General features: G+C 38.4%; 29 protein-coding genes. 19 read left to right on the top strand and 10 right to left on the bottom strand.

Annotated features, from left to right (window positions below):
* Positions 1-56: 56 nt before the first annotated feature.
* Positions 57-341: a zinc ribbon domain-containing protein gene (locus R3F25_05970; GenBank protein ID MEZ5496360.1), complete on the top strand. Its 285-nt coding sequence runs from the start codon at positions 57-59 to the stop codon at positions 339-341.
* 1 nt (position 342) lies between these two features.
* Here the strand turns inward: R3F25_05970 and R3F25_05975 are convergent, their stop codons facing one another.
* A complete protein-coding gene (locus R3F25_05975; GenBank protein ID MEZ5496361.1) occupies positions 343-1,245 on the bottom strand; it encodes an AEC family transporter in 903 nt (300 codons plus the stop codon).
* Between the two features lie 123 nt (positions 1,246-1,368).
* On the opposite strand from R3F25_05975, the gene R3F25_05980 reads away from it, so the two are divergent.
* On the top strand, positions 1,369-1,965 hold the full coding sequence (locus R3F25_05980; protein ID MEZ5496362.1) for a DUF937 domain-containing protein: 597 nt from the start codon (positions 1,369-1,371) through the stop codon (positions 1,963-1,965).
* A gap of 58 nt (positions 1,966-2,023) precedes the next feature.
* On the opposite strand, the gene R3F25_05985 is transcribed toward R3F25_05980, so the two are convergent.
* The gene (locus R3F25_05985; protein ID MEZ5496363.1) at positions 2,024-3,520 is read right to left on the bottom strand and encodes a DUF4080 domain-containing protein; all 1,497 of its coding nucleotides are present in this window, start codon (positions 3,518-3,520) and stop codon (positions 2,024-2,026) included.
* Positions 3,521-3,622: 102 nt separating this feature from the next.
* Here R3F25_05985 and R3F25_05990 point away from each other — a divergent pair, with 102 nt between their 5' ends.
* The 5 genes from R3F25_05990 to eno all read left to right on the top strand — a co-directional run bounded on the left by R3F25_05990 (position 3,623) and on the right by eno (position 9,362).
* Complete coding sequence (locus tag R3F25_05990; protein MEZ5496364.1) at positions 3,623-4,897, top strand: dicarboxylate/amino acid:cation symporter; 1,275 nt, start codon at positions 3,623-3,625, stop codon at positions 4,895-4,897.
* 5 nt (positions 4,898-4,902) lie between these two features.
* Positions 4,903-5,502 (top strand): GNAT family protein, encoded by a 600-nt coding sequence (locus R3F25_05995; GenBank protein MEZ5496365.1) that lies wholly within the window; start codon positions 4,903-4,905, stop codon positions 5,500-5,502.
* 110 nt (positions 5,503-5,612) lie between these two features.
* The gene (locus R3F25_06000; protein ID MEZ5496366.1) at positions 5,613-7,247 is read left to right on the top strand and encodes a CTP synthase; all 1,635 of its coding nucleotides are present in this window, start codon (positions 5,613-5,615) and stop codon (positions 7,245-7,247) included.
* The gene (kdsA, locus tag R3F25_06005) at positions 7,244-8,086 is read left to right on the top strand and encodes a 3-deoxy-8-phosphooctulonate synthase (GenBank protein MEZ5496367.1); all 843 of its coding nucleotides are present in this window, start codon (positions 7,244-7,246) and stop codon (positions 8,084-8,086) included. Before R3F25_06000 ends, kdsA begins: the two co-directional genes overlap by 4 nt.
* Positions 8,073-9,362, top strand: a complete 1,290-nt coding sequence (gene eno / locus R3F25_06010) for a phosphopyruvate hydratase (GenBank protein ID MEZ5496368.1) — start codon at positions 8,073-8,075, stop codon at positions 9,360-9,362. The genes kdsA and eno overlap by 14 nt, the downstream gene beginning before the upstream one ends.
* A gap of 31 nt (positions 9,363-9,393) precedes the next feature.
* On the opposite strand, the gene R3F25_06015 is transcribed toward eno, so the two are convergent.
* Positions 9,394-10,230, bottom strand: coding sequence for a sulfotransferase domain-containing protein (locus tag R3F25_06015; GenBank protein MEZ5496369.1), 837 nt, complete (start codon positions 10,228-10,230; stop codon positions 9,394-9,396).
* 157 nt (positions 10,231-10,387) lie between these two features.
* Here R3F25_06015 and R3F25_06020 point away from each other — a divergent pair, with 157 nt between their 5' ends.
* A complete protein-coding gene (locus R3F25_06020; GenBank protein ID MEZ5496370.1) occupies positions 10,388-10,921 on the top strand; it encodes an SRPBCC family protein in 534 nt (177 codons plus the stop codon).
* Positions 10,922-10,952: 31 nt separating this feature from the next.
* On the top strand, positions 10,953-11,678 hold the full coding sequence (locus R3F25_06025; GenBank protein ID MEZ5496371.1) for a DUF3025 domain-containing protein: 726 nt from the start codon (positions 10,953-10,955) through the stop codon (positions 11,676-11,678).
* On the opposite strand, the gene R3F25_06030 is transcribed toward R3F25_06025, so the two are convergent.
* Complete coding sequence (locus R3F25_06030) at positions 11,679-12,482, bottom strand: peptidyl-prolyl cis-trans isomerase (protein MEZ5496372.1); 804 nt, start codon at positions 12,480-12,482, stop codon at positions 11,679-11,681.
* A 104-nt stretch (positions 12,483-12,586) separates the two neighbouring features.
* On the opposite strand from R3F25_06030, the gene arsC reads away from it, so the two are divergent.
* Positions 12,587-12,937, top strand: coding sequence for an arsenate reductase (glutaredoxin) (arsC, locus tag R3F25_06035; protein ID MEZ5496373.1), 351 nt, complete (start codon positions 12,587-12,589; stop codon positions 12,935-12,937).
* 3 nt (positions 12,938-12,940) lie between these two features.
* Complete coding sequence (gene wrbA, locus R3F25_06040; protein MEZ5496374.1) at positions 12,941-13,522, top strand: NAD(P)H:quinone oxidoreductase; 582 nt, start codon at positions 12,941-12,943, stop codon at positions 13,520-13,522.
* Between the two features lie 35 nt (positions 13,523-13,557).
* Here the strand turns inward: wrbA and R3F25_06045 are convergent, their stop codons facing one another.
* Complete coding sequence (locus tag R3F25_06045; GenBank protein ID MEZ5496375.1) at positions 13,558-14,964, bottom strand: hypothetical protein; 1,407 nt, start codon at positions 14,962-14,964, stop codon at positions 13,558-13,560.
* A gap of 279 nt (positions 14,965-15,243) precedes the next feature.
* Between R3F25_06045 and hemE the strand changes: the two genes are divergently transcribed.
* Together hemE and R3F25_06055 are read left to right on the top strand one after the other, a co-directional pair.
* Positions 15,244-16,290, top strand: coding sequence for a uroporphyrinogen decarboxylase (hemE, locus tag R3F25_06050; protein MEZ5496376.1), 1,047 nt, complete (start codon positions 15,244-15,246; stop codon positions 16,288-16,290).
* A gap of 3 nt (positions 16,291-16,293) precedes the next feature.
* Complete coding sequence (locus tag R3F25_06055; GenBank protein ID MEZ5496377.1) at positions 16,294-16,626, top strand: Rieske 2Fe-2S domain-containing protein; 333 nt, start codon at positions 16,294-16,296, stop codon at positions 16,624-16,626.
* A gap of 291 nt (positions 16,627-16,917) precedes the next feature.
* On the opposite strand, the gene R3F25_06060 is transcribed toward R3F25_06055, so the two are convergent.
* On the bottom strand, positions 16,918-17,112 hold the full coding sequence (locus tag R3F25_06060) for a hypothetical protein (protein ID MEZ5496378.1): 195 nt from the start codon (positions 17,110-17,112) through the stop codon (positions 16,918-16,920).
* A gap of 149 nt (positions 17,113-17,261) precedes the next feature.
* On the opposite strand from R3F25_06060, the gene R3F25_06065 reads away from it, so the two are divergent.
* Positions 17,262-17,588 (top strand): metalloregulator ArsR/SmtB family transcription factor, encoded by a 327-nt coding sequence (locus R3F25_06065; protein MEZ5496379.1) that lies wholly within the window; start codon positions 17,262-17,264, stop codon positions 17,586-17,588.
* Between the two features lie 3 nt (positions 17,589-17,591).
* Here R3F25_06065 and R3F25_06070 read toward each other — a convergent pair whose 3' ends face one another.
* Positions 17,592-18,029 (bottom strand): MerC domain-containing protein, encoded by a 438-nt coding sequence (locus R3F25_06070; GenBank protein MEZ5496380.1) that lies wholly within the window; start codon positions 18,027-18,029, stop codon positions 17,592-17,594.
* 87 nt (positions 18,030-18,116) lie between these two features.
* On the opposite strand from R3F25_06070, the gene R3F25_06075 reads away from it, so the two are divergent.
* The 5 genes from R3F25_06075 to R3F25_06095 all read left to right on the top strand — a co-directional run bounded on the left by R3F25_06075 (position 18,117) and on the right by R3F25_06095 (position 24,389).
* Entirely contained in the window at positions 18,117-18,992 is an 876-nt protein-coding gene (locus R3F25_06075; protein ID MEZ5496381.1) for a mechanosensitive ion channel, read from the top strand.
* A 145-nt stretch (positions 18,993-19,137) separates the two neighbouring features.
* Positions 19,138-19,695: a hypothetical protein gene (locus R3F25_06080; GenBank protein MEZ5496382.1), complete on the top strand. Its 558-nt coding sequence runs from the start codon at positions 19,138-19,140 to the stop codon at positions 19,693-19,695.
* Positions 19,696-19,709: 14 nt separating this feature from the next.
* Positions 19,710-21,227, top strand: a complete 1,518-nt coding sequence (locus R3F25_06085) for a hypothetical protein (GenBank protein MEZ5496383.1) — start codon at positions 19,710-19,712, stop codon at positions 21,225-21,227.
* Between the two features lie 74 nt (positions 21,228-21,301).
* Complete coding sequence (locus tag R3F25_06090; protein MEZ5496384.1) at positions 21,302-22,786, top strand: hypothetical protein; 1,485 nt, start codon at positions 21,302-21,304, stop codon at positions 22,784-22,786.
* Positions 22,787-22,895: 109 nt separating this feature from the next.
* Positions 22,896-24,389, top strand: a complete 1,494-nt coding sequence (locus tag R3F25_06095; protein MEZ5496385.1) for a hypothetical protein — start codon at positions 22,896-22,898, stop codon at positions 24,387-24,389.
* Between the two features lie 54 nt (positions 24,390-24,443).
* Here R3F25_06095 and R3F25_06100 read toward each other — a convergent pair whose 3' ends face one another.
* The 3 genes from R3F25_06100 to R3F25_06110 are packed head-to-tail and all read right to left on the bottom strand — an operon-like array spanning position 24,444 to position 26,304.
* Positions 24,444-25,040 carry a DUF4166 domain-containing protein gene (locus tag R3F25_06100; protein ID MEZ5496386.1) on the bottom strand — a complete coding sequence of 199 codons (597 nt, stop codon included), beginning with the start codon at positions 25,038-25,040 and terminating at the stop codon, positions 24,444-24,446.
* On the bottom strand, positions 25,037-25,516 hold the full coding sequence (locus tag R3F25_06105) for a DUF2269 domain-containing protein (protein ID MEZ5496387.1): 480 nt from the start codon (positions 25,514-25,516) through the stop codon (positions 25,037-25,039). Before R3F25_06105 ends, R3F25_06100 begins: the two co-directional genes overlap by 4 nt.
* Positions 25,513-26,304, bottom strand: coding sequence for an NAD(P)H-binding protein (locus tag R3F25_06110; GenBank protein MEZ5496388.1), 792 nt, complete (start codon positions 26,302-26,304; stop codon positions 25,513-25,515). Before R3F25_06110 ends, R3F25_06105 begins: the two co-directional genes overlap by 4 nt.
* Positions 26,305-26,370: the final 66 nt, after the last annotated feature.

Raw genomic sequence — 26,370 nt, forward strand, 5'->3', positions numbered from 1 at the left:
TAATAGAAAGCCTGTTAGAGTTATCGTCTAACAGGCTTTATTTTTTAGGTTTTACAATGCCGTTTTATACATATCAAAACGCAACTGAAGAGAGTTGTGAATATTGCCGATTAGGCTTTGAAGTTTTGCAGCGTTTAAATGCAGAACCTGTGCAACTATGTCCAGAGTGTGGAAACAAGGTTAAGAAAGTGATTTCAGTACCGAATGTTGCTATGGGAACTAAACACTTGACAACTGATAAGAAAGCTGAAGAAAAAGGTTTTACCAAATACAAAAGAGCCGGAAAAGGGGTTTATGAAAAAACTGCCGGTAAAGGTCCGAAATATATTTCTTCTGATTAAGTTAACCAATTAAAAAATATAAACTTGGTAAAACAACAAAAGAAACTATCACACCATAAGCAACTAAGGAAGCAGATAATCTAGGCGAAAGTCCGTCCAATATCGCCAAAGCACCGGCTGAAATCATCGGTGGCATGGCTGATTCAAAAACAACGACCTGATACATTTTGCCATTGAAACCCGCAATCCAAAAAATAAAATAAATTAAAAAAGGCACGATAATCATTTTCAGAACCAATCCTGAAATCAGGGGTATAAGATGGCTGCTTTCGGGTTTAAGTTGCATTTGCAACCCAACAGCCAGCATCACGATTGGAACAAGCGTATTGGCAAGTGGAGTCAAAACCGAAAAATAAAGTGAAGATAGCTCGATATTTTGCAAAGCAAAAGCAGTTAATAAACAAAGAAAAGGAGGAAAAGTAATCACCTTTCTCAAAATCCCCTGAAACGAAATCGAGTGATTATCTTTTCCAAACATCACCAAGATAATTGAGCCATAAATGGATAAAGCCAGAAAAGAGCCCAACTGATCATAAATAACCGCATAGGAAACCGCATCCTCTCCAAAAAATGCCTTAACCATCGGTATTCCAAGAAAAGAAGTGTTGCCCAGTGGAACAAGTAGTAGCAACACTCCCTTCGTTTGTCTGTCCCAATTGAAAAAATGAGATAGCAATAGTACCAATAAAACCGATAGCAACAAAGCCAGCCAGGGAGTCAGCGCAACCATTGCAAAATTTTGGGAGAGTTGTAATTTCGGAATTGTTATCAGAATCAATGCGGGCAATGACACATAAATTACAAACTGATTAAGCACCTGAGAACTATTTTCCGGAAATACATTAAAGCGCCGAAAAGTTATTCCTGCGATCAGCATTAAAATTATGATAATAAAATTTTCCAAGAGATTGCTCAGCTAAAAACCTGTATTCTACACCGCAAATCGCGTTAATCATTGTTTACAAATTAAAAATTTATACGGAAAAAAAAGTGTTACAATGTTTGTTTTTTTACTGAGGCAATTACTATGAGCGGAATAATGGATATGATAACCCAACAACTGGGTTCAAGCATGATGCAACAAATGGCATCTAAAATTGGCGGCGACAATGACGGAATCAAACGAGCTGCGGCGGTTGCTGTTCCAATGATCATTTCAGCATTGCAAAAAAATGCAGGTTCCAGACAAGGTGCTGAATCATTGGCAAATGCTCTGGATAAAAAACACAGTGGTGGGATATTGGATAATCTAGGTAGTTTACTTGGTGGAGACTCCATGAGAGATGGTGGAAAAATTTTGGGTCATGTTTTTGGTAATCGTCAGGACAACATCACTCAGCAATTAGGAAGAGCAACAGGTCTAGGCAATCAAGGAGCCGGAGATTTAATGTCAATGTTGGCACCGATGGTGATGGGCGCATTGGGTAAAGCCAAACAACAAAGTGGAGCCGGAGTGAGTGGATTACAGGATTTACTGAGACAAGAACAACAAACCATTCAAAAACGTCAGCCTAAACAAATGGGTATGATTGAAGGAATGCTCGATAGTGACGGTGACGGCGATGTGGACTTAGGTGATATTTTGAAAAAAGGCTCAGGACTTTTGAGTGGATTTTTTAAATAAGCCTAAAACACCCAAAGTGATAAAAAACCCGTGTTTATCGCGGGTTTTTTAATGAAGATTAATGCTGAATTTGCCGTTTGTTTCTAACGCCTGATTTACCTTGTTTGTTTTGAGGGTTGAGTATATTATCCAGCTTGCCTTTTTCTCCGGTATTTTGAAAGTCTTTATTCAAAGCGTCAAAGGCTAGCTCTTCTTCAATTTCCAAAACTTCTGTCATCTGTTGATAAAGTAACACAAAGAGTCTGCGCAGGGAGATTTTCCAGGTGCTTCCTTCGGCTTCATAGAGATTATCGGATAGCTTTAAAAAGTTTTTAAAAGGAGATTCTCCCATAATTAACTCTTTGCTATTTGAAAAACGCCCCGAGTTTCCAATCATATCCCAGTAACGAGCAAAACGATTGACTCTTTGCATGGTTGCAAAGTCAATATCGCGGGTTTTGAGGATGTTGTAAGGCTGAATACGGCTGTAAACCATTTCGTATTCTTCGGTATGTCGGTTGATGGGTGCTCCTCGCAACCTTTTTAGAATGCCGAGTTGGATTTCCTGTGGGTTGAGTGCAATCAGCTTATCGAAGCTTTTGGAAAAGTTTTGCAGGCTGTCTCCAGGAAGTCCGAATATCAAATCAGCATGAATATGAGCCGTAGTGTTTTCACGCAACCACAAAAGATTTTCGACTGTCTTTTCGTTATCTTGCTTGCGAGAAATCAACTCCTGAATTATTGGATCGAATGTCTGAACACCTATTTCAAATTGCAAAACATTTTCAGGGAATTTTTCAAGAATTTTTCGCAGAGGTTCCGGCAAACGATCCGGAATCACTTCAAAATGGATGGACATATCATCTGTCAGACGATGTAGAAAAAACTCTAAAATTGCCACAGTGGTTGAGGCTTTAAGATTGAATGTCCGGTCGATAAACTTGAAATGTCTAGCTCCGCGCTGAATCAGTTTTTCCATTTCCTTCAAAAAATTATCAATGGAAAATGATTTCGAGGTTTTGTCGAGTGCAGAAAGGCAAAACTCACACTTGAATGGACAACCGCGAGAGGCCTCAACATACAAAATACGGTTTTTAATGTCTTGATCCGAATAATAGTCATACGGCATTTGCAATTGTTCCAGAGGCAAATCGATTCCGGTAATGATATTTTCCAACGGTTTTTCGTTATTCAAAAGTTGTCTGCATAAGGTTTTGAATTGTAACTCACCAGCGCCTTTAATCACATAATCGGTGAATTTTAACCAGTACGGTTGATCCGGAACATGACTCACTTCAGGACCACCAACAACGACAATGGTTTCGGGAGAAACTTGTTTCAGTAGTTTGATGCAAGCACCAGTTTCAGCGGCATTCCAGATATACACGCTAAAGCCAACTATCTTTGCTTGTTTTTGCAAAATCTTTTCGACAATATCAATCGGACGTTCATGAATTGTAAATTCAAGGATAGCCGCTTGATTTTGTATCTCTCCAAGGTTGGCAAACAAATAACGCAAGCCAAAAGCCGAGTGAATGTACTTGCTGTTGAGAGTTGTTAGGATGATTTCAGACATAGCGGACAATGATACCCAATTCATTTTGAAAGCAAAAGCTATTTATTTGTAGTTTGAAAGAAAGCACTTTATACTTGTTAATGATTAAAAAGAGTGGAACATATGACATTAACTAAAAAAATAATAATTTATATGATTGTTGGTGCTGTTGTTGGCATCATTATAAATACAACCGGATTAATGGAGAGCCCATTTGTGGGTGGAAAACTTGTTGGAGGTGTTTTTTACGTTGTTGGTAAAGTGTTTTTATACTCTCTGCAGATGTTGGTCGTACCATTGGTCTTTGTTTCACTTTTTTGCGGAACTGCTGCACTTAAAAATCCCGCCATGTTGGGAAAGATAGGTGGTAAAACACTGACTCTATATTTGATTACAACCGGTATTGCGATAACGATTGCTTTGAGTCTGGCATCGGTGATACAGCCAGGAGCGGGCTTTGATTTACCAACAGATGTTCAGTTTAGCGCAAAACAAGCCCCTCCTTTTGTTGAAGTTTTGATTGGACTTGTTCCCAGAAACCCTGTTCAGGCTATGGCGGATGGCAATATGCTGCAAATAATCATTTTTTCTATTCTTTTGGGATTGGCTGCGACTATGGCCGGAGAACCTGGCAAAAGGGTTATTAGCTTCTTTGAGGATTTCAATGTCATTATTATGAAGTTGGTCAAAATCGTTATGGAGCTGGCTCCATATGCCGTATTTGCCCTGATAGCCAAGGTTTTTGCTGAAATTGGAATCGATGCCATCAAGAACCTTTCTAAATATTTCTTCACCTTGTTTTTTATTTTAGTGCTTCATGCATTGGTGGTTTATCCTGTGTTATTGACCACACTGGCAAAGCTCAATCCTCTGACGTTCTTGTCCAAGATGCGAACAGCAATGACGTTTGCATTTGGTACAGCTAGTTCCAATGCCACCATTCCGGTTTCCATGAGAACTGTAACTGAGAGAATGGGTGTTAGTAAGTCAATAGGTTCTTTTTCCATACCCTTTGGAGCAACCATCAATATGGATGGAACTGCTATTATGCAGGGTGTGGCAACCGTTTTTATTGCACAAGCTTATGGAATTGACCTGACATTGTCACAACTGGTGACGGTTGTTATAATGTCAATTATGGCATCTATAGGCACAGCCGGTGTTCCAGGTGTTGGATTGATTATGTTGGCAACAGTTTTGACACAAGTCGGACTCCCTGTTGAAGGCATAGGAATAATTATAGGCGTTGACAGGTTGCTCGACATGACCCGAACAGTGGTCAATATCACAGGCGACTGTGCAGTGACGTGTATCGTGGCGAAATCCGAAGGGAAACTAGATGAAACAATTTTCAATGATCCGGATGCCGGAGTGATTGAAGAGGAACATGTCTATTAGCTCCGATGAATAATACTTGGCTCAAAAAAGTTACGCTCGAGTCTGAAACTGTTTCATTAGTCCCATTGCAAAAAGAGCATGCTGCTTCACTTGTCGAGGCAGCATCTGATGGAGAACTTTGGAATCTTTGGTTTACCACCGTTCCTGACGAAGCAACTATCGACTCATATATTGGTTTTGCATTATCAGAACAACAAAGAGGTCGCTCACTTCCCTTCGTTGTTGTGCATAATGAATCTCAAAAAATTATTGGTTCCACTCGTTTTTGTAATGCAGACGCCAGTAACAAAAGAGTGGAAATCGGATACACCTGGTATTCATCAAGATTTCAGAGGTCATCAGTTAACACCGAATGTAAGTTACTTTTGTTAACTCATGCTTTTGAAGAGTTATCGGCGATTGCAGTCGAGTTTCGAACGCATTGGTTTAATCAGACCTCCCGAACAGCAATAGCTCGTTTGGGAGCCAAACAAGATGGAATTCTGAGAAATCATCAGCTTATGCCGGATGGAAGTTATCGTGATACGGTTGTTTTTTCAATTATTAATAGTGAGTGGTTGGCAGTTAAATCCCATTTGATGAATAAACTGCGAAAGTATAATTAAACTTTTAGGGTTTACTATTTGGTTGATTTTGATTCTTTCAGTTATAATATCCGTCCTTTCAAGGCAGCCATAAAGTTGTTGCTATATTATATTCGGAAGGTTAAATCTCTATGACGGCTTATGTATTTGTAACCGGTGGTGTGGTTTCATCATTGGGTAAAGGAATTGCAGCAGCATCTCTCGCATCATTATTGGAATCCCGAGGATTAAAAGTTTCATTGATGAAGCTGGATCCATATATCAATGTTGATCCCGGCACTATGAGCCCGTTTCAACACGGTGAAGTTTTTGTTACTGATGATGGAGCAGAAACAGACTTGGACTTGGGACATTACGAACGATTTGTTCGTACCAAGATGGGACGCAAGAACAACTTCACCAGTGGTCAGATTTACGAACAGGTGATTCGTAAAGAACGACGTGGAGATTATCTGGGTGGAACGGTTCAGGTTATTCCACATATCACCAATCATATCAAGGAAAAAATCAAGGAAGCAGGAGTCGGATATGATGTTTTGATGGTTGAAATTGGTGGAACTGTCGGCGATATTGAATCTCTGCCTTTTTTGGAAGCCATTCGTCAATTAGGAGTTGAAGAAGGAAAGCGAAACTCAATGTTTGTGCATTTAACCTTGGTTCCTTATATCAAAGCAGCAGGTGAGCTTAAAACCAAGCCAACTCAACATTCTGTCAAAGAGCTTCGTTCGATTGGAATTCAACCGGATGTGCTTTTATGCCGTTCAGAGCTTGAAGTTCCTGAACATGAGCGCAAAAAAATTGCATTATTCACAAACGTCGCTGAAAAAGCCGTTATCAACATGGTTGATGTGGACAATATTTATAAAATTCCGGCAGTTTTGGGTAAAGAAGGCTTTGATGATTTGGTCATCGAACAATTTGGCTTGAGTTGTAACGAAGCCGATTTATCAGAGTGGAAACGAGTGATTGATGCCGAGGAGTCAGCAACTCAAGTGATTCGTGTTGGTATGGTTGGAAAGTATTTGGATCACAGCGATGCCTATAAGTCTCTTTTTGAAGCCTTGCGTCATGCCGGCATACCGAATAATGTTAAAGTCGAAATCACAGAAATTGATTCAGAGTCCTTAGAAAGAGGCAAAGACTTCTCACAGCTAGAAAAAGTCGATGCTATATTAGTTCCCGGAGGATTCGGCGACCGCGGATTTGAAGGTAAAATTAATGCAGTGAGGTATGCTCGTGAGAACAAAATTCCTTATCTGGGAATCTGTTACGGAATGCACGCGGTTGTTATTGAGTTTGCCCGTAATGTTTGTGGATTGGCCGGGGCAAATACCACCGAAAACAACATTGAAGCTGACCACCCGGTGATTGCACTGATTACTCAGTGGGAAGATCATTTAGGAAAGATTGAAACCAGAAACAGAAACTCTGACTTGGGCGGAACTATGCGTTTGGGTGCACAAAAATCGGTTTTGCTGGAGGGAACACTCGCCAGAAAAGTTTACGGAGAGGATATTATCTGTGAGCGCCATCGTCATCGTTATGAATTTAACAATACGTATCGTGAAGTGCTTCAGCAAAACGGACTCACACTGAGTGCCACATCGGAAGATGGTAACTTGATTGAAATGGTGGAACTTCCGCAATCAGAACACCCATGGTTTTTGTCCTGTCAGTTTCATCCTGAATTCACCTCAACCCCAAGAGACGGGCATCCCTTATTTGCAGGTTTTATTGCAGCAGCGAAAGAGAATAAAAAATCATGAAATTATGTAACTTTGAAGCCGGACTAGACAAGCCATTCTTTCTAATCGCCGGACCTTGTGTGATTGAATCTGAACAATTGGCAATAGAAACCTCTGGCAAACTCAAAGAAATTTGTGAAAAACTTGGCATACCATTTATTTACAAATCATCTTTCGATAAAGCCAACCGCACTTCAATCAACAGTTTTCGCGGTTTGGGGATGGAAGAAGGTTTGAGAATTCTTTCAGAAGTGAAAAAACAGGTTGGTGTTCCAGTGTTAACCGATGTGCATGAGGATACACCTATGGATGAAGTGGCATCTGTTGTTGATGTGATTCAAACCCCCGCCTTTCTCGCCAGACAAACTAATTTTTTGCTCAAAGCTTGTAGTGTCGGAATTCCCGTTAATATCAAAAAAGGTCAGTTTATGGCTCCTTGGGATATGAAAAATGTAGTCGAAAAAGCCAAATCAACAGGCAATAATCAAATCATGGTTTGCGAAAGAGGAGCCAGTTTTGGGTACAATAATCTTGTTTCTGATATGCGCTCACTTGCAGCAATGCGGGATACAGATTGTCCAGTTGTTTTTGATGCAACGCACTCGGTGCAACTTCCTGGTGGTCAGGGCGGTTCTTCGGGCGGACAAAGAGAATATATTCCGGTTCTGGCTCGTGCGGCGGTAGCAGCAGGAGTTTCAGGACTGTTCATGGAAACACACCCCAACCCGGAACAAGCAAAAAGCGATGGGCCAAATGCCATTCGTTTAAACATGATTGAACAACTTTTAAGCGTTCTTAAACAAATCGACCAAACAGTAAAATCTCAACCATTTTTGGAGAACAGCAATGACTGGAATTAAAAAAGTTTATGCCCGTGAAGTTTTAGACTCTCGTGGGAATCCTACTTTAGAAGCAGAAGTGGCACTGGATTCCGGTGCGTTTGGTCATGCAATTGTTCCATCGGGAGCTTCTACAGGAGCCAGAGAAGCAATCGAATTGCGTGATGGAGACAAAAGTCGCTATCTGGGTAAAGGTGTTAAAAAAGCTGTAGAAAATGTCAATACAGTTATTTCACAAGAGCTTCTTGGCAAAGATGCATCCAATCAGTCAGAAATCGACAATTTGATGATTGAACTTGATGGCACGGATAATAAAGGCAAATTGGGTGCTAATGCGTTATTAGGTGTTTCTCTGGCTACAGCCAAAGCGGTTGCTAATGATAAAAATCAGCCTTTGTATAAAAGCATAGCAACTGTCGATGAATTTGTTTTGCCTGTTCCAATGATGAATATTATCAATGGCGGTGAACACGCTGATAACAATGTGGACATTCAGGAATTTATGGTGATGCCGGTTGGTTTTGAAAAATTCTCCGAAGCACTTCGTTGTGGAACAGAGATTTTTCATGCCTTGAAATCAGTTCTGAACAAAAAAGGGTTAAGTACGGCGGTTGGTGATGAAGGTGGTTTTGCTCCTGATTTGAGGTCTAATGTTGAAGCTGTTGAAACTATAATGACAGCGATTGATAAGGCGGGATATAAAGCAGGAAAAGATGTTTTTCTCGCTTTGGACTGTGCAGCTTCTGAGTTTTATGAAAACGGAACTTATAACTTAGCCGGAGAAGGTAAAAAATTTGATTCCAATGGTTTTTCGGACTTTTTAGGTGGTTGGGTGAATCAATATCCGATAATCTCCATCGAAGATGGTTTGGACGAGTCTGATTGGGATGGCTGGAAATATCTGACTCAGCAACTCGGTAAGAAAATTCAGATTGTCGGTGATGATTTATTCGTGACGAATCCGAAAATCTTTGCCGAAGGTATCGAAAAAGGCATAGCCAACTCGATTCTGATAAAACTGAATCAAATCGGAACTCTAACGGAAACGCTTAAAGCTATTGATATGGCGTATCAAGCCGGATACACCGCAGTCGTTTCACATCGCTCCGGTGAAACTGAAGACAGCACAATAGCCGATTTAGTAGTAGCAACTTCTGCAACCCAAATCAAAACAGGTTCTCTATGCCGCTCGGATCGTATCGCTAAATACAATCAATTACTACGCATTGAAGATCAGTTGGGTGCTTCTGCAAAATATGCCGGAAAGTCAGCTTTTGATTTGTTGGGAATTTTGTAAAAAGATGTTGGTTTTTAAATAACTTCCGAAATTAAAAACCCGGAGGAATGTATTTAAAACGAGCCATTTGCTCTCTATGAGTATCTACTATTCTTTTGATTTGCTCCTCTGATAGCAGCTCTTTCCATTGGTTAGCTTTGCCTTTTCTGAAGAATGAGGTTGCGTTTTCATGTTTTTCGACGAAACCTTTGGTTTGTTCTTGTTTCTTAAGGTTGCCGAAAGAAGAGTCTTTGATTGCTTTGATTAGTCGTTTAGGGTCCTTTTTTAGTCCAAGTAATGACTCTACTTTTCTGAAATACTTTTTTGGATTGCTTAATAAATCTTCATATCTTAAAACTAATAGGTTACGACTGGCTTCTTGAGTCCAGCTACTAACATTTAAGGACCAGGAAGTGATAACCTGTGGAACATTTTCAGGTTCATTGGGTGTACCGGCCATATCATTTGCCATGTAATCAATGGCTTCATCAATTGTGTACCCAAAATAATTGCTCAACGATATTACAACGTCTAACGGGTTTCTGACAACATATATGGCTCCGGAAGAGACCGACCAATTATGTAAAGGATAGCCTTTATATTGACCCTGAAAATTGTGTGATTTAACAAACACAGTTCCGTTTGCGTGAGCCGCTATATCGGCATGAACGGCCGGACGAATCGAACAAACCTCTTCAAGACTAAGATCTGTGGTTTTTTGGCCATTACTTAAAAACTTTTGATAACGAAAAGCCTTAACTTCATCAATAGATTGTTGATGAATGGTGTTGATATCGACGGGTTTCTTCGCCAGATAATTATGTATAAATGTTCTAATCCAAGTATTTCCTGACTTGGGATAAGAGGCTAGCCATAAAATATTTCCCATTAAGGTTCCAAAATCAATAAAATCAGTTTTGCATTATACTTTAAAAGAACGAAATCTTAATTGTAATCACTATAAGTGCATAAAAAACACTGGTTCCTTATGAAAGCAAATCGATTAATGTAAAATGACAACCTAATCTTTATATGACAAATAGAAAATGAGAATCCTTCGTTACACGGTTTTAGCACTTATATTTTTAATTGTATTAGTGGCTATAGGCGGTTTGTTTTTACCATCTAAAGTTTCTATGTCCCGAAGTGTTTTTATAGAAAAACCGACAGAGATTATATTTAAATTCGTGAATTCGCAAAAAAACTTTAACGATTGGTCTCCTTGGTTTGGACTAGATCCAAAAGCTGTTTATACAATTTCAGGAGCTGAATCCGGTGTTGGCTCCAAAATTTCATGGCAAGGAAATGAAAAGGTTTATAAAGGCTCGAATGAAATTATAGAGTCTGAAGAAAACAAACTGGTTAGATATGAATTTTATTTTGGCAAGTCCGATCAACCGGCATTTTCAAATATGTCATTCAGTCCGGTTGGGAATGGAACAACTGTAGTATGGACATTTGAAAATGATTTTGGCTACAATGTTTTTTATCGATATTTTGGCTTGATTTTGGAAGATATGATTGCCCCTGATTATGAAAAGGGTCTATCAAATCTTAAAGTTCGTTTAGAAAAACAATAATTGCGTGTTTGAAAACTGCCAACAAGGTTTAATGTTTAGTGACATCGGTTTTTTATTACAGAAAAACTTTCCTAATTTTAAAACCACTTTAGAAGAGCAAATCCCGGCTTGTAATATTTTGAATCATGGTTTTACTCACAAGAACTTAAATGATAAAAACCTTCGATTTTTTATTCAGGATGAAACATTACCTTTTGCGGAAATGGGTTATGAGGAAAGAATATTTCTTCATGGTTTGATTGCCACACGAAAACAAAACTGGCATGATTTTTTTAATGCAATGGTTTGGCATAAATACCCTGAAACAAAAAAGGCAATCAATGCGATTCATTATCAAGAAATTCACAAACAAAAGAGTTCTTTGCGCTCTCGAAAGCGAGATTTACTAACATTGTTTGATGAAAGTGGCGTCATCGTTGTTGCCGGTGATAAGTATCTGGATATGATTCGTAATCATCAGTGGGTTGAGTTATTTATCGAAAATAAAGAAAGTTGGCTTGATGGAACTATTCAACTGTACACATTTGGGCATGCAATGTTTGAAAAATATCTGAATCCTTATATTGGTATGACAGCTCAGGCGTTGTTATTATCAAACTTTAAGAGTGAAATTGATGTGAGTTTAGCAAGAGATTTGGAAAACGGAAAAATTTTAAACTCCAAATCCGAGTTGTCTCCTTTGCCGTTATTAGGAGTTCCGGGTTGGCATAAAAATCAAGATCATGATTTTTATGCCAATAAAGACTATTTCAGATAGCTACTCTTTAATCGTTACGTTTGCTTTGGCACGAGCCAATTGTGAAAACTTGGAAAGTTTTTGTTGTTGAACCGTTTTAATAACAGCTTGTTTCACATCTTCTAGTTTTGGAGGTGTAATAGGTCTTTTTGCTTCGAGATAAACCACATGAGCACCAAATGGACTGCTGACAACAGTTTTAATAACTGAGTTTTCTTCAGCATTGGGCAAAACCTCTCTGAACTTTTCCGGCAACCGACCCAGATTGACCCAAGATATATCTCCGACATTTTTCATACCCGGATTTTCAGCCAGAAATTGTTTTTCTTTCTCAAGATAGTCTTCTACAGATTTAATTTCGTCCAAAGCTTTAATGGCTTCAATTTCATCTTTATAAAGCAAATGATGAACATGATACTCAAAGCCTCCAACTTGTTGGTTGGCAGCATCATAAGCCTGCTGAATTTCTTCATCTGTCACCGTGTTATCTTTGAGATAATCTCCTTGAGCTGCACTCACAAGAGCCTTGATTTTGATATATTCAATACCCAACAATTGTTCATCAGTTAATTTCAAACCTTTTTTGGAAGCAACATTTGCAATAGCAATCTCTGTTATTAAATTTTCAAGAGCTTGATTGAGTGTTGGTCCATCGGTTTTACTGATGCCATTAGCATTGAGATAGGCTTTGAGTAAATTGGCTGTTATGGTCTTATCTCCAACAACCGCTATTGTTTCTGAATTATCGGTGAAAGTTGTTTGCTCATCACCTTTCTGACAGGCTGAAAGAACAAAAACCAGGATAAATAAAAAGCGCGTCTTCATAAAAATCTGATTATAAAAAAGAGAGATTATAACCTAAGAAAGCCAATCTCTACGGAATAACACGAGAATACGTTAAAATACGCGCTTTGAAAAAGATATTAGTGATGAAAAAAGTAAAAATATATCATAATCCCAGATGCTCAAAATCCCGGCAAACTCTTCAAATCCTCGAAGAAAATGGTGTTGAACCAGAAATTATTAAATATCTCGAAACACCCCCGACAGTCGCAGAATTGGAAAGAGTTTTAGAGTTGTTGAATAAACAACCCAGAGAAATTATGCGGAAGAATGAAGCGGAATATAAAGAATATGATATGTCCAATGAGAACTTGTCAAAATCTGACTTGATTCGGCTCATGCGCGAGTATCCGAAAGTAATTGAAAGACCAATTGTTTTTACTAAAGACAAGGCCGCAATTGGACGACCTCCTGAGTCTGTTCTCGATATTCTATAAATCATGGCAGAAACTAATGTTTTAATTTTGTATTATTCCAAGCATGGAAATACAGCTAAAATGGCAAAGTTGATTGCTCGGGGTGTTTCATCTTGCCAAGGTGTGAATGCTGTTATTCGTAGTATTTGCCCTGCCGGAAATGAAGACTTTGTCTCAAGTGATATCTTTGTAACCGAGAAAGATTTATACGATTGCGATGCTTTGATTTTAGGCTCGCCGGTGCGTTTCGGAAATATGGCTGCTCCTATGAAAGAGTTTATTGATTCAACAGGAGGTGTTTGGGCTTCGGGAGGTCTTGAAAGCAAACCGGCAGCTGTTTTTACCTCCGGGTCGAGTTTGCATGGAGGGCAAGAATCGACTTTGTTATCAATGATGATACCGCTATTTCATCATGGCATGATTTTGATCGGTTTGCCATATAGTGAAAAACCTTTGTTAAACACCGAAAGTGGTGGAACACCCTATGGCGCCAGTCATTGGTCCGGAAATGGCTCAGACAGGATAATAGATAAGAACGAAAAGGAGCTGTGTTTAGCTTTGGGGAAAAGAGTGGCAGAAATTGCCAAAAAACAAAAAGCCGGCTAAAGCCGGCTTCAAATTTATTCGTTAGTGGATTTTATTTATTTTCCACCAACTTTTTGTTTTTGCTTTTCCAGCTCCTCTTGAAACTTTAATGTTTCTGCTTCCTTATAGTGTTTGTTTGTTGACAAAACAACCATGTGCTCCCAATCTTGACCAGACAATAGTCCTCCATATAGATTGGTTTTTGGTAGTTGCGAATTTGCGATAAAAAACAAACCTTCACCAACAACAGCCCCATAAGAAAGGTTGTTAAACTGTGGATTTGCTGCCTCAATAGGAATAATTCTATTAATTACAAATTTCTTATCATTGAGTTTTAGTCTCATGATTCTTTCCGGTTTGAAACCGTTTTGCAGAATAATCAGACTATTATCATCAAAGAGCATATCCGAAATGCCGGTTAAATTTAGATCCGGCTTATTCGAAAAATTAAATATTTGTTGATCTTTCAGGCTGAGAATAATGATTCCCTCTTCGTTATCACTGACATACAAAATTTCTCCGGTCTCATCAGATGTGATACTTCTCAAGTTTTGATATTTTTGTGTTGCAAAGGCAACAGTAATATCGTTGCTATCTTTACCAATTTTTAGGACCAGGTTTTTAATTCCATCAATAAAAAACAAGTCTCCCTTTGGCGTCAGATGCATGTCACGAATGAAAGTCGGTCTTTTATTTTCAGGAACCAAAATTGAGCTAATGAGTTTACCGGTGTCTAATTCATATTTGAAAATACCGGATAACCCTGAGGACTCTTTATCAACTTTACCGAACTGGCTAATTGCGGCACTTGCAACCCATAGCACATTATTCTTAGAGTCTGCAGCTAGACTCAATGCAGCCCAAGGACCGTTTTTCCCACCGGGAGTCGGTTCAACTAATCGAGAAATATTACCATTACTTTCAATCTTTATGACACTTCCGTCTCTGAGGCTACCCATTAAAAAAGATTGGCTTTTTTCGTCAAAAGTTAAACTTTCAAACAGTAAACCACTAAAGCTTTTATTAATATTAAATGCTTCAACACCCTCTCCATAATGTTGACCGCTGATATCCATGTTTTCTTTGATATAGTTAAAAACATTGTGAACCTTGATGGTTTCTAAATCAGGGTCGTTAGCCAAATCAAAATAAACACCCTGTTTTTGCAAGGCAATAAGAGCATTGTATGCCTCAGATTTTTTCCCCGCTAGTGAGTACGCTTGAGCCAACTTATATTGAAAAACCGGAATGCTAGGCTTCAGTTTGACCACTTTTTCCAGTGCTTTTATTAAATCATCATATTTACCTTCTTTTTTTGCAATCATTGCTACCCTCATTAGGGTTGCAACGTCATTGGCATTGTTGATTTTAAGTTCTCGATCCGTTGGGGGCTTACTTTCTAAAAATTGTGCATTTGCACTTACAAAAAAACATAAACACGCAAGCGTGAAAATCTTATTCATATAAAAATCTCTGAATGTTAAATAATAAAGTCAGGCGTTATGACCTGTAAAATGCAAGATGGTTCATCTTAATTCAAAAGAATATAGCGAACCCGCTTTCTTCAACTCGCCCTAGATTCTAGCCACAAAATTTTTTTTTGCAACTTTCTGGGGTTGATAAGAAAATAACATTGGCGAGTATTGATTGAATCTCCAATAAATCAAGTAAATTCGGTTCATCCATGTACTAAAAAGCAGCTTGAGCATAAAATACCCGTGTTTATAATATATTAGAATAAAATGAAGCTAGAAAACGACCTCTTACTGAGAGCTTTAACCAAGCAAAAAACTGAAAGAACGCCGGTATGGGTGATGCGTCAAGCCGGAAGATATTTGCCTGAATATCGCGAAGTCAGGAAAAAAGCCGGTGATTTTATGACGATGGCTAAAAACCCGGAAATGGTTTGTGAAGTGACTTTACAGCCATTGCGCCGTTTTCCTTTGGATGCAGTGATTATTTTTTCTGATATTTTGACCATTCCTGATGCCATGGGCATGGGTTTGTATTTTGTAACCGGTGAAGGTCCAAAGTTTAAAAAGCCAATATCAACCGCTGAAGATGTTGATAATTTACCTGAAATAGACGTCAATCATGACTTGAAATATGTTATGGACGGTATCTCTTTAACCTCTCAAACATTAAACAGAAAAGTTCCGCTACTTGGATTTTGTGGATCGCCGTGGACATTGATGACATATATGGTTGAAGGTGGAAGTTCGAAAAACTTTTCCAAAGCAAAATCCTTTTTGCTCAATCAACCACAAGCCTCTCATAAACTATTACAAAAAATTACCGACGCCAGTATTAATTACCTGAATGCTCAAATCGCCAGCGGAGCAAATGCTGTACAGGTTTTTGATTCTTGGGGAGGAGCATTATCACCAGAAATGTATCGAGTGTTTTCAATGGATTATATGCAGAAAATCGTACAAGGTGTGAAAAAAGAAAACCCTGAAACACCGGTTATTCTTTTCTCCAAAGGGGTTCAATATAATCTTAAAAACCTCGCAAATACCGGAGCGGATTGTTTAGGTGTGGACTGGACAACGGACTTATCGTTAGCAAGAGAATTAACTCAGGATAAAGTCGCATTACAAGGGAATATGGATCCATGTGTGTTATACGCAAAAGATTCTGTTATTGAGGAAGAAGTTAAAAAAGTTATCGATTCTTTTGGTGAAGGAAACGGACATGTATTTAATTTAGGCCATGGAATGCAGCCTGATATGCAGCCTGAAAAACTCGAGGTTTTGGTCAATGCCGTTAGAAAATTTTCAGAAAAATAGCTGATGATTGAGCTTGCCAAATTAAAGGATATTGAGTCAGGTGTATTGCGAGAATGTTCAATAGACACAGGACAGGGCCAGCTTTCATTGATATTGATTGAAAGAGAAGAAGGTTTCAAAGCATACACAAACTCTTGTCCCCATCAGGGACGAAGACTTGATTTTGCTGAAAATCAGTTCTTAATGACAGAAAACCAAGAATTGGTTTGTCCGGCTCATGGTGCTGTATTTGAGTTGAACAAAGGATATTGTCTCAGCGGCCCATGTAAAGGTCAAAGTCTCAGGCAAATAGATATTAAGGTCGATGAAGAAAGTATTTTTGCGATATTGGAATAATCCGACAACTCAATTGCTTTTTAGGTATGGGATTGTTGGTGTTTTAGCAAGTGTTGTTCATTTCTCTATTGCGCTGTTTTCTTATAAGGTTTTACAAATCAACTTTTTTGTTTCACATTTTTCAGGATTTCTCTTTGGGCTTTTTACAGCGTATTTCGGTCATTATTTTTATTCATTCAATGACAACCAAAAACATCAAAAAAGGTTTCCAAAGTTTGTAATTACCTCGTTGACAGCACTTGTTCTCCACCAAGGAGGTGCTTACACGTTAGTAAATTGGGTAAAGCTCGATTATTCTTCCAGAGTTTTACCGATGTTGGTTGTTATTGTTCCGGTCTTTACTTTTTTGCTCAATAAATTTTGGGTTTTTTCTCCAATCGATGAAGAAATGTGAAACTGATAGGCTTCAATTATCAACGGTTTAAAACTAAACCCTTTGTCAACCCAATCATTGTTAATTTCGTTTGTTGGAATGAATAACTTCATAATCTTTGTTTCATTTTTGCGAATTGAAATTATTCAAAATAAATCTGTCATAAATATGGCAAAGAGGTGATTTTTTCAGATTCTCTAAGCATCCTTTACTATATTAGAATATTTTAATATAATTCACTCATTGCACATCAATTGGCATCATGGTAGAAACTCAAGATAAACAAAAGTCCTATGAGGATTTAAAGGAACACGCATCAAAAGCAGCGAGGATGCTGAAAACTCTTTCCAGCGAGTCCCGTTTAATGATTTTGTGTGCTTTGGAAGTTAGGGAATATTCTGTAACTGAGCTTCATCAACAAATTGGACTCAGCCAATCTGCCTTAAGCCAACATTTAGCAACTTTGAGAAGAGAAGGGATGGTGAAAACCAGACGTGAATCACAAGTGATTTATTATTCTCTGGCACAATCAAACACAACTCGCATTATTGAAGTGCTCAGCGATTTGTATTGTCCGGCGAACGGATAGAGTTTATTTATTGCGAAGTTCACAGGAGCGTTCTAGTCTGAAGTTCTTCCAATGAGCAATAGTTAGCAATAATCCACCACACACGAAAATCACTGACTCAACAAGAATCGAAATCCTTTCTTCCAATAAAGTTCCTGTTACCAATAGCCCGATACCAATTAGTGCATAAATAAGAACCGGTTTTTCTTTATGTTTTAAAAATCCCCTGCCAATACTCCAAACAGCAATAACTATAATCAGGGAAATCCAAATCCAACCGTGACCAAAATGTGCCCATTTCGGGATAATAGGAGCAATACTCAACAATATCGGAGCAATAGCACACTGTATGGCACAAATCAGCGACAAGCTGATGCCAAGAATATCAGAAATGGACCGAGATTTTTTAATGTTTAGAACAGTTGTGTTTAGGAAGTGTATATATAAAGCCGCATCTAGCATTTTGCAAGTCATCATGAATATAAATTAATGTTACAGACAATTATTTTTTCGCTCAGGTTTGTTAAAATGTCACTTTAACAAAAACAAATGAGTCAAATGGAACAAAACCTTGAACAAGACAACGTCGGCATCATTGCCACTCTAAAGCAACAAATAACAGCCTTTATAAACAACCCGGATGCTATTTTAGCAATTCTAACCAAAGTAGCTATCGCACTTGTAATCTTTTGGGTTGGAAAAAGAGTTGCCAAAATAATAGTGCACTTTTTAGTAAAAGGCCTGAAAAAGTCAGGTGCAGCACCGATGCTTGTGAACTTTTTGAGAAACTTTGTTTACTTTCTGCTAATGGCATTTGTCATTTTGACAGCATTGGGTGAGCTTGGAGTGAAAACCACATCTCTGCTGGGAATGTTGGCGGCAGCCGGTTTGGCAATAGGCTTGGCATTGAAAGACTCTCTTTCTAATATTGCCTCAGGAGTGATGATTGTTATTTTCAGACCATTTAGAATCGGGGATTTTGTAGAGGTAGCCGGTCATGCCGGTAAAGTGATGGAGATAAAGATTTTTAATACAGTGTTGAACTCCGGTGATAACAAACAAATTATTATTCCTAATGGACAAATAACCTCGGGTTCAATCGTCAATTATTCTGCCAACGATACAAGACGAATCGACTTTGTAATCGGAGTTAGCTATGACGATGATTTAAAACTGGCAAGAAATACCATGTTGGAAATCATGCAGGAACATCCTTTGGTTCTTGAAGACCCTGCCCCATCAGCAGCTGTAAACAAACTGGGAGCGAGTTCGGTCGATATTAATGTTCGACCTTGGGTCAAGACTGAAGATTACTGGACGGTTCATGCTGAATTGTTAGAACGATTCAAAGTCCGGTTGGAAGAAGTTGGGTGTAGTTTTCCATATCCGCAGACAGATGTGCATTTATACAGGAATGAATCGTAATTTCTAGAAGTTAAGAAAAAAGAAACCAGATGAACCGCTTGTTATTGGTTTCAACAAGCGGTTTTTTTATTTTTTAAACATTGTCCTATCAAAATAGCCATTGTCGTGTTTGCAAATAAGCGAATAAAAAATGCGGAGAGCAAACATGATAAGAAAACTCTTTTTAATACTGATACTGGCAAACACTTCTGCTTTTTCGGCTCCTTATAATAGTGGAGCACAAATTGCAGCGAGTGTGGGATTGCCCGGAATTGATGCCAGTAACCAAATAGCAGGCCCTTTTATTGGTCAGCAAAATACGATTTATTACTTAGGAAACGCAGGGTTGATAACATATTTTCATCCAACGCAGTATTTTGCTTATTTCGGTGAGCTTCAAGGCGATATTGTTAAATACAAATACATGTTGACACCACAAGGTCAATACGTCATTAACGACTACAATCAGTCGCAACAAGTGAATGTTTTACCGAATGATGTTTATCGTTGGCCTCATGCCAATGCTGTTGCTCAGGTATTAGTTCAATATTTGATGGCAATTAAACAAGGAATGATTGCAGCACCATCTCAATCAACTGATTGGAACACTATGTCACAGATTAGTTCTGATATGCACAAATCGACAATGTCTATTCTTGGTCGTATGGGTGATGACGGATGCACACAGTATTACGATGGCGTTTATTATCTGGGTTGTTGGTGATAGTGAGGAAAAAGATGATGAAAAAAATAGTTATTCTCACGTTCTTAATATTTATCAATCAGGTATTTGCTGTGAATTTAGGTTCTTTGGATACAACATTCAGCAATGATGGAGTTAGCGATGGTTGGTTGTTGGATGGAGTCACCGGAGGAAGTGTGAGTGGACAATCAATAGCAGTGGACCGACAAGGAAGAATTCTGGTAGCTGGAGTAGAGGTCATTTTTGGGCAGGGTTTAAGAGTTATGGTCAGAAGATATTTGCCTGACGGAACCTATGATAACACCTTAAACTCAGCAGGATTGGGAAGTGTATTAAATAAGCCTTATTCAAATAATATTGTTAAAGTAGGATTGGAGCTTGATGAGTTTAATAACTTTTTCCTGGCATACTCCTATAACAGTTGTGAAGGAGTAGATACATGCATTGATACTTTTGTCTATCATATTTCAGAGTCGGGGGCTGTTTTAGGAGGAGCATCAATATCCTTTGATGCCGGTTCTGTTGTATCGTCACAAGATGATGACTTTGTAGATATGGTTTATTTCACCGTTGAAAAAAAACTCGCTGTTGCGATTGATGTAAAAGTAGATAACTCGCCTACGTACAATAAAGATTTTGGCGTTGTTCTGCTGAATGTGTTTCTGGGAGGAGGGGTCGTTGCTGATACAGGCTTTGGGAACAATAGTAAGTCCAGTTGCTTTTTTAATCAGGATGGTACAGGTCACAACAATACCGATGAGGCTCGGGCTATTACAGCTAACTTTGATGGTAATACTGTTATTGTAGGCGGTTGGTCATTTGAAGGAAATGGCTCTGCTTCAACGGGGAAAAACATGTCTTTCTGTGAGTTTAACCTGTTTCAACAAGACGGCAACCCGCCGGGAACAGTCATAGAAAAATGGTCAACCGAAACCCTGCCAAACTCTCCTTTTATATATGATGAAGAAATATTATACGATGTTAAATACAAAACTGAATATGTGGATACAGGTTCCGGTTTGGTAGGAGTGAAAACATTGTTCGCAACAGGTTTTACAAATGGTGCAAATAGCGATGACTTTGCTCTAGTTAAGTACGTTTATGACGGAATGGACTGGGTTTTGGATACAAGTTTTGGACCTTTCGGAACAGGATGGGCAATCACCGGTTTCAGTCTTTTGGATAGTAACAGCGGATTCGTTGATACTGAAGATGTTGCTAAAAGTTTATTTATTGAGTCGGAAGATGGAAGTATATTAATCGGAGGTTATTCAGAGTGGTATGACCTATCTGAAAGACGAATTAACGGGGCGTTATTGAAATTTACCAAAAACGGAATCCTGGATAAAAACTGGGGCAATAATAAGTCTGGCAAAACCATGGTTATACTAGATGACATAACTAATATAAAAACCATTAATGCTATTACAGTATCAGGTTCTGCAGAGTCTATTTTCACCACAGGCACTTATCCGTCCAGCAATAATGGAAACGATTCATTATTAATTTCCAAACATGTTAACGATTCGATTTTTGCCGAGTCATTTGATTAAAAAGTTTTAAAAAATGTCCTGATTGGCTTTTTAAGGTCGTGAATCTTAATAGGAATAATCTAACGAGAATAAAAATGAAACATATTATTATCATATTAATTTTAATCAGCACAAACTGTTTTGCTATCAACCTAGGTAGTTTGGATACGACATTTAGCAATGATGGTGTCACCGATGGCTGGGAAAGAACAGGAGCCAACGGCTATGCAACAGGAGGAACGTCTATTGTTGTTGACTCACAAGGCAGGGCACTAATTGCCGGATCCGAGTTCTTTGATAACTCTGGACTCAATGACATAAGAGTTTTTGTAGAAAGGTATTTACCAAGCGGTGTGATTGACCCAACATTTAACTCTCAGTCTATATCCGTTTTCTTAAACAGACCAGATCTTTTGGGTTTGATTCATATTCAAATAGTTCTGGATGAGAATGATGGTTTCTTTCTGGGTTATAGCTATGATAATTGTGCTGGATCAAATTGTAACGACACCATTATTTATCATTTTAATGACAGTGGCTCTATACTTGGAGTACAAAATATCGCCTTTGATTTAGGACCAGATGTGAACTCTAAAAATGATAAGTTTTCAGAAATGGTTTATATACCAACACTGGATAAACTGGTGGTTGCTTTGAGCGTAGATACTTTAGCAATGCCTTATTATGATGTTGATTTTGGTGTCGCTGTTCTTAATGTGGCAACAGATGGTTCTTTGACACTGGATACAAACTTCAATGCAGATGGCCTGAATACTTGTGCGTTTAATCAAGATCCAAACTTTACCAATGAGGTTGATACAGCATCTGCAATAGTCTTTAACTCTCAACAAAATACAGTTATTGTTGCAGGAGAATCCTTTGAGGGTAACGGAGCGTTTTCCAGCGGTTTCAATATGGCATTTTGTGAGTTCAGATTAACTGATATAGTTGGTGAACCCTCAGGAACACTGATTGAGCAATGGTCAACAGAGCCGCTTCCTAATAGTATTTTTGGTGATGATCAGGAGTATCTTAGAGATGTTTTATTTAATAACGATGGAGATTTAATTGTTGCCGGTATGTTAACAAGCGCAAGTGATACCAATGACTTCGCATTAGTTAAGTATCACTTTGACGGCATGGATTGGATCATTGAAAACAGTTTCGGTCCAAATGGTACCGGTTGGACAACAGCAACTTTTACTCTTTTGGATAGTAATTTTAATAGTGTCGATACCAATGATACCGTTTATAAGTTAATTTATGAATCTGAAGATGGGGGGTTGTTAATCGGAGGTTCTTCAAGTTGGGATGATGGAGCAGATTCATATTCTGCCGGCTCATTCGTCAGATTTACAAAAAATGGAATCCTAGATACAAACTGGGGACAAAACAAGTCAGGAAAATCTCTTGTTATATTGGATAGCGTTACTAAAAGGGACGGATTCTTGGATATCGCTGAAAAAGGTGTGGGAGAATCAATTTTTGCTACAGGTGCAAGCAAAGATGGAAGTGATGATAAAAGAATCATTGCTAAGTTTCATAACGATTTAATTTATGGCGGAAACTTTGACTTTTAGTTTACAAAATGAGTACGCATATTCTGACCGGTTTTTTTTATATAAATTTGTCCTATACATAATAAAAACGTCGTTAACAGAGATATTAAAGAAAATAACGAGGTGAAAAATGAAAAAAATAACTTTTCTAATATTGACTTTTGTGACTATTCAGTCCAATGCTTTTGACTTGGGCTCGCTGGACACAACATTTAGTAATGATGGAGTGAGTGATGGTTGGGATATAACAGGAGAGCCCGGTTTTCACAGATACGGAAGTGCCGTATTGGTTGACTCTCAGGGCAGGGTTTATGTTGCAGGAACCTTTGATTATGAAGTGAATGGATATACTGAAAAAGCTGTTCATCTGGATAGATATTTAGCAAATGGGCAACCAGATGCCAGTTTCGGGACAAGCGGAACTAAAAACTTTTATATTCCACCGGCTGCAACAAATCAGTTTGAATACAGTTTGGTTCTAGGTCCTTCAGACAGCATATTTTTAGGGTATTCCAGACTTTATTGTGTAACAGGTAACGAGTGTCACTCTGATATTAGGGTTTATTACTTAGATTCCACAGGTAACGAAATTGATAGCATTACAATTCCTTTTGATTTAGGAGGAACATGGGATCGAAACGATGACAATATCTCTGATATGGTCTATATCCCGACATTAAACAGATTAGCTATTGCAGCTGAAGTTGAAAGAGGAGGTGCGAACGACACAGACTTTGGAGTTGCCGTTGTCGTGGTGGATGGAACAACAGGAGCATTGTCTCTTGATACAGCATTTAGCGCAGATGGAAAAGAAGTTTGTTATTTTGACCAGGGTGCGACAAATGACACTGACAGAGCAAGAGCTATAGTTTATAACTGGTTACAAGGGTCTGTTGTTGTCGGAGGAACTGTTTTTGAAGGGAATGGCATTGGAGGAGATGGTACAAACCTTGCATTCTGTGAGTTCTCACTATCTGATGGGAACTTACTAAGAAAATGGTCAACACAAACAGATCCGGATGTTGCTGATGAAAGAGAGTATTTAAGCGATATGGTTTATGTGGTTGATGCAGTTGACAACGGAGGAATAATTACTTTAACCAGCGGAATCATTGTTGCAGCGACTCTTCCTGGCGCAGGAGATGTACAAATGACAGATTTCGGATTGACAAAATTTACTTTAGGAGCAACAAACTGGGAAAGAAACCCCGATTTTGGTCCCGATAGTACAGGCATAGTTACAACTAATTTTAATTGGTTTTTTACTGATACTGATGATTATGTATCAGAAATGATTCTGGAATCTGAAGGTTCTACCATTCTCTTAGCTGGAACTGCAAACTGGGATAATCAAGGCTTCCCAAACTCTGTTTCTGTCTTGGCAAGATATACTTATTCTGGTATTTTAGACACCAACTGGGGGATTGGGAAATCAGGAAAAGCGGTAAGCCCGTTATCCCCGTATCTTAGCGGTAAATACTGGGAAAGTGCTGAATCAATTGCAGTTGATCCGAATACAGAAGAAATCTATATAGCAGGATGGAGTTACGATGGGCTAAACTTCAAAAGCATCATTGCCAATTTTATAAATGACCAAATCTTTGGTGATAATTTCGATTTTTAGATTTCCTCTTTGATGAGGCCGAAAGCGATTGAGTGCTCTCGGCTTCATTTCAGGTTATGACTCAATGGTTTGAAAAATACCCTTGTAACTAAAAACCTCTCCAAAAATAGGGTGTTTTAATCGAAAATCCATTTCAAAAGAATTTTCATCATTATCATCAACCGGTTTTTCGATAATACAACCATGTCCTAAAGAGAGAAACTCAGGATAAGGAATTCTCAGTTTTCCCAATTTAATTACATATCCGTTGCTTTCGTATCTAAGAGTATTATTTTCAACGTGAACTTTCATCTTCATGCCTAATACTGAGTTGATGAACTCAATGATTTCGTTGTCCTTGTTGTGATAAACAACACTATTAAAAATAACTGGTTTATTATTTGGAAAATCAATTATTCTTTGCCACCTCTGTTCACCATTAACAACAACACGGTAAACATTTGTGGGCAAATTGTTTCCTCGCTTGTTGATGAGTGCTCCAAAAAACCTGAGTATGGATAAGGGAACTTTCATAAACCAAGGAAAGTCAATTGTTAAATGACCTTGAGCTCTGTTTTCTCCTTTATCATTTTCCAGATAATGTTTTTTCAGTGCTTCCGGTAAATGTTGCCATTGCTCACCAAGAGCTTTTTGAATAATGCTTGTTTTCATAAAAACCACCCAAAAGTTTGTTTAAAAACCATAAGAAAGACCACCAATATCATGGAGATAAATGCCGGAATACCCAACCAAAACCAAGCCCTTGCCATCTTCCAATAAGCAACCGGTAATGATTTATTATCGGCCATAGCTTCATGGGAAAGTTGCTTCATCCTGATTTGCAACCAAACCACCGGCAACCAACAAGCACCGGCAATAAAATACAAAATCAAACTAAGCATAATCCAAGGGGTTGTCAGCTCCCATCCTGCAATGTGTGCCATCCAAATACCGGATATGGGCTGGAAAATGACCGTCGGCGTTGTGAACAACCAGTCTGCCAGAACGACATTTTTATTAGTGACGACAATGTGTTGAATATTACCGCTTTTGTCAGCCATCCATTTGTAAAAAGCAGAACCCAAGCCGGTTCCGAATAGCAGAATACAGCTGAGAATATGTAAATATTTGAGAGTGATATATGTCATTTGAGATTCTCCAAAAAGTTTTTGAGAGGAGTAAAATCGGCAATATTATTCCGTTGTAACATGCTTAAATTATCGTTTGTCAAAAATTGCAGATTAAAAGGTTTGAGCATGAAAGCAGCCAATTGAACTATCCAAAGAGGAATTGGTAAAAACCAAGGTTTAGAGCTTTTGGTTCTTAGTTTTTGCATCCATTGTTTGTAAGAAAGAGGATTCTCTCCTACTACGTTAATAGCTTGTCGGGCTTTTTCTGAAGTAAGACAAACCTGAATAGTCTTTATCAAAATATCAATATGGACAGGCTGAATCAATTGTTGCCCATTTCCAACTAAGGGAATCATTGGTAAATTGCTGAGCTTTTTAAAGAATGCAAAGCTCTTGCCGCTTTCTCCATAAACCAATGAAGGGTATAAAATAAACCACTCGAGATTACTTTGGCGAAGAAAATCGTCTGCTTGTTTTTTTGTTTTGTGATAAGAAGTTGTTGCTGATGGATCAGCACCTAATGCAGAAATCTGAATCACTCGTTTAACCCCTTTTTGTTCACATGCCTGAAATAAAGCAACGGGTGCTTTATGGTGAGTGGTTTCAAAGGTTCTGGATTTACTTTCCTTTATGAGTCCAACACAGTTAATTACAGCATCTATATTTTCAAGAAAGGGAAACCAACGTTCAGGCTCAGTCATTTTATTAAAATCCTGATTACAAACATGGATATTGTGATGACTCATAAGAGCATCGGACAAATGACCTCCAATAAAACCACGACTGCCGATAATTAGTACATTCATAATGATTATTCTGAGATTCAATAATTGCCATGAATTTTAAGGTCAAACAAAAACCCAAACTTCCAA

Source organism: Gammaproteobacteria bacterium, assembly GCA_041395445.1.
Taxonomy (GTDB): domain Bacteria; phylum Pseudomonadota; class Gammaproteobacteria; order Xanthomonadales; family Marinicellaceae; genus NORP309.